Source organism: Clostridium sp. CS001, from assembly GCF_020443565.1.
Taxonomy (GTDB): domain Bacteria; phylum Bacillota; class Clostridia; order Clostridiales; family Clostridiaceae; genus Clostridium_AD.
The window spans coordinates 1-4,169 of the sequence record NZ_JAIZZN010000057.1 but is presented as its reverse complement, the minus strand read 5'-3'; the positions used below and the strand labels follow the sequence as shown (position 1 = coordinate 4,169).

The 4,169-nt window shown below is 30.4% G+C and carries 5 protein-coding genes; all 5 read left to right on the top strand.

Annotation, left to right across the window (positions count from 1 at the left end):
* The first annotated feature begins 395 nt into the window (after positions 1-395).
* The 5 genes from LGK97_RS19440 (at position 396) to LGK97_RS19420 (ending at position 4,044) form a co-directional block, all read left to right on the top strand.
* A complete protein-coding gene (locus LGK97_RS19440) occupies positions 396-785 on the top strand; it encodes a hypothetical protein (RefSeq protein WP_226261951.1) in 390 nt (129 codons plus the stop codon).
* A 254-nt stretch (positions 786-1,039) separates the two neighbouring features.
* Entirely contained in the window at positions 1,040-2,719 is a 1,680-nt protein-coding gene (locus tag LGK97_RS19435; RefSeq protein ID WP_226261950.1) for a DDE-type integrase/transposase/recombinase, read from the top strand.
* Between the two features lie 16 nt (positions 2,720-2,735).
* Entirely contained in the window at positions 2,736-3,542 is an 807-nt protein-coding gene (locus tag LGK97_RS19430) for an ExeA family protein (protein WP_226261949.1), read from the top strand.
* A complete protein-coding gene (locus LGK97_RS19425; protein WP_226261948.1) occupies positions 3,532-3,705 on the top strand; it encodes a hypothetical protein in 174 nt (57 codons plus the stop codon). Before LGK97_RS19430 ends, LGK97_RS19425 begins: the two co-directional genes overlap by 11 nt.
* 27 nt (positions 3,706-3,732) lie before the next feature.
* Positions 3,733-4,044 (top strand): hypothetical protein, encoded by a 312-nt coding sequence (locus LGK97_RS19420; RefSeq protein WP_226261946.1) that lies wholly within the window; start codon positions 3,733-3,735, stop codon positions 4,042-4,044.
* Positions 4,045-4,169 lie beyond the last annotated feature (125 nt).

The window sequence follows — 4,169 nt, the reverse complement described above, 5'->3', positions numbered from 1 at the left end:
TGTTAGAGGACACTTTAATTCGCAGTAAATCCTCACTTTTAGACATGAATATCAGCAACTGTAGGTATGTATAAAAAAGACACAAAATGTATTGAATACAATTTGTGTCTTTTGTTTAGGATTTAACTACGACAAAAAACCCTAATAACATCATAATACAATTAAATATTGATTTCAATAATTTTTGTGAAGATTATGAAAAAAAGTATTTTAAAGGTTTTTCTAAAAATTCAATCCGAAAGGAATTAAGTATACCAGAATCAGATAGACTCAAGAAAAATGGTACGTTTAAACGAGGAGTATATTACACCGTAGGAAATAATTTAGCCTATACAAGAATAAAGATACAAACATTATTATGGGAAATAGCCTCCGGCGAAAAGATATACATAAGTGTGTTTCCATCATTTGTTGTAAAGTATAATAAAATTTCTACAGACTTAATTGAGTTTATCAGTACAAATGTAGGAAGGGGTGAAAATGTTTTTAATTACATAGAGGATTCTGGAAACTTATTAGAGTGTGAAGATATTTTAATAAGATCATGTCAAAGAGTAAATAAAACAGTAGAGCATAAAAAATTCGCAGCATTGCTTAATGCAAAGTATACAGAAACATTCAATACCACATTAAAGGGCATTAAGTTTAATGACTATATAATAATCAATTTAGTGTTCAAAGAAACTTTTATGCTGCTGCTAACCGCAAAAATATGCTCTGAAGCGTCTATCTTAAAAGGCGGTAGCCTTTCTTACCTCAATGAATTTTTCAAATTTTTAAGATAATTTATAACGATATATATATTTCCATTCTTAGGACAGGTTCTCATAATAATACCAATTCATCTATTTTTCTTCTTTATTCTACCTCGAAATTAAAGAATTAAGCTTTTCTGTAATAGAGTTATCTGAGGGTTTCTTTGAATAAATATCATTTTATCAGATCTTCTATTTTTAAGTTAAGATAGCAAGAAAACTTTATTTTTATATTTTCGTTATCTTTTGTAGAATTGATCTAGCAAAAGAAATGAGGTAGATTTATGTTTGAAGGAAAGATCAATATTGATGATGCTATAGCATTTTTTAGGTACACAGTTATTTTACCACTTCTTAATGCGGAGTCTGGTACTGTAAGAAAAACAGCTCATGAGCTATCACAAACCGTTTTTAATGACCCTGTAAATAAAAGAACCATTACTTTTGGAGAAAGAACTATATTTACATACTATGGGAATTATAAAAAATATGGTTTTGAAGGTTTGAAACCAAAAATAAAATCAAACAAGGGGAAGCATCCGTCTATATCAGATGAGTTGTTAAAAGATATCTTAAATCTAAAAGAAGAACTCCCTTGCAGATCAGCTCAAAAAATCATAGCTATGCTTGAAATTGTAAAGAAAATGGATAAAGGATCCTTAAACGTTCGAACGGTGAATAGAATTCTGTATTTTTATGGATACACACGGAAGAATCTATCTAAAGACACTAGAGTTTACGTTAAGCATGAAAAAAAAGCAATAAATATAATGTGGCAATCCGATATTATGGAAGGTTTTTATATTTCTGATTCCAGTGGTTCCAGTAAATTAGTATATCTTATTGGTTTTATAGATGACCATTCGAGGAGGATTCTACACTGCCAATTTTATTTTGATGCTACACTAACAAGACTTGAGGATTCATTAAAAAAAGCTGTAACAAAGTTTGGAGCACCTACTACTCTTTATGTAGATAATGGGAAAGTCTATATTTCTGAAAATTTCAAGCTGATTTGTGCAAAACTTGGAATAAAACTAACATACGCGACTCCTTACCATCCCCAAGGAAAGGGCAAAATTGAAGTCTTTTGGAAATATGTCCAAAGTTCTTTTGTATCTGAAGTCAAGCAAAATAAAGTACTAAATATTATGGAGCTAAATGACATGTTTCAAGGATGGCTTAAAACAGAATATCACGATAAAGTTCATTCATCATTAAGTAAAACACCTGTTGAATGTTGGATGAATTCTTTAGACCAAGGAGTAAAATTAAATTTTTTCTCACCAGTTCAGCTTGATGAAATATTTCTTCATTATGAAGAGAGAACAGTTGATAAATATGGTTGTATTTCCTTTGAAGGGAATACCTATGAGATTGATGGGCAACTTGTAGGGAAGAAAATCGGTTTAAGATATAGTCCTTTCCATTTAAATTATATTCATGTTTACTACAATTGTAAATATTTTGGAATTGCAAAGATCATAAACCTTAAAAGACAGAAGCATAAATCTGTGGGCACTATAGAAGAAGATCATTGCGCAGATTCAGAGGTATCAAAGCAGTACCTACTTAGTATAAAAAGCAATTATCAAGAATACCTACAAGAACAGATATCTATAAGTTTATCCAAAAATGTAGTGGCCCGAACTGTAGAAAATCAAGTTAAACCGGTTGTAAATGAGAATATATCAAAGACACTAAAAGATAAAGATTATGTTATAACCAAAAATGAATTTGTAGAGTTGGTTTCAGAACTTTTAGAGATTGATAGTGTTACTTTTGCTGAAAAGGGAAAGCTCTACGAGCTGTGGGAAACGTTTAAAGACTTTAATCGTGAGATTTTAACATCTATACTCACAGATATTAAAGAAACCACTCCAGATTTCAAGAGGAATTTTCTATACTATCTAACTCAGCTTAAAAGTATGTATTTATTAAAATTAAGCAAAAACAAAATTTAACCGGAGGTTGAAGAATATGAATACAAAAGTTCAAACGGCAGTGCTAGAAAAATTTTCACTAACTAAAATACCTTTCTTAGATAGGACAAAACAGAGTTTTAAGTATGATGAGTTTAATATTAATTTAGATTTTATTTCCACAGTGTTTTATTCAAGGCAAATAGCTGCAGTTACAGGTGCCTCCGGCACAGGAAAAAGTTCGTTGATTTTTTATTCCATGAATGAGCTTGATCCTTCTGAATTCAGAGTTGTTGGTGCTGAATTATCTAATCCTAATAAAAAATCACTTTACAAAACATTAGCGATTAAGCTCGGGTTAAAACCTGCATTCAATGCTGATGACATAAAAAATCAGATTATAACTTACTTTAATGAAGAGAATTCACAAGGAAAATTTAATTGTGTTATCGTGGATGAAGCGCATACGCTTTCTATTCCAATGTTTGATGAGATACGAAGTTTTTATGATGAAGGTGGAAATTTCTCATTAATTCTTGCCGGACTTCCATCTATCATCAATCAACTTAATCTTTCCGTTAATCTTCCTTTAAAGCAGAGGATATCGTTATTTTTAGACTGCTCAGGGTTAAGCATTGCACAAACTAAAGAATACATTAATTATCAGCTTGATATAGCAATATGTAAAAGCCAAATAATTGATGAAAAGTGCTTTCCATTTATACATAGTATGACTTCTGGAATTCCAAGAAAAATAAATCAATTATGTTATACAGCTATGATTGAAGCATATAAACTTAAAACATCTATACTTACTGAGGAAATTTTTAAAGTGGCGGAGGAGAAGTTATCTTATGGAAAATAAAAAATATAATAGCAACGAATACAAGAATAAAATAAATAAACTTAATAGATTTATTGTAGATTTGGAGTTTGATAATAGGCAGCTAAGAATGGAAATACTTTTTCTTTACACTAAACTTAGCCAAAAACCACCTACGGCAGAAGATTATGAAGTTCCATTTTAATTTTTGATAAAGGAGAGTGATTTTTTTATGGTATTTCAATGTGTAAATCAAACTAAAAAAGGAAAAGAAACTTGGACGGGTAGAATAACTTCTATTATTAATTATGGTAGCCATTACGAAATAACAATTGATAGTCGCTCTGGTATAATGGTGTTGCTTGGAAAAACTTCCTTGGGCAATTTTGCATGTATGCCAGATTTCGGTGCTGGTTGCCACTTAGCAACTTTAGATGATAAGTTTTATAGTACTGAAAAACTTTCGGATGTTCTGGGTAAAATTGATGGAATTACTGTTGCATCTGCTTTATATTCTATCGCAGATAAGATACACTTTAAATAAGCGCTATTTATTATAAAAGCCGTAGGCAGTTTAGAACTTATATAAAAGCTATCTACGATTTTTTTTAATATTCTTGCTGCAACTTTTCTTGTCCTGAATGCTGCAAACTGAGATGTCCTATAACA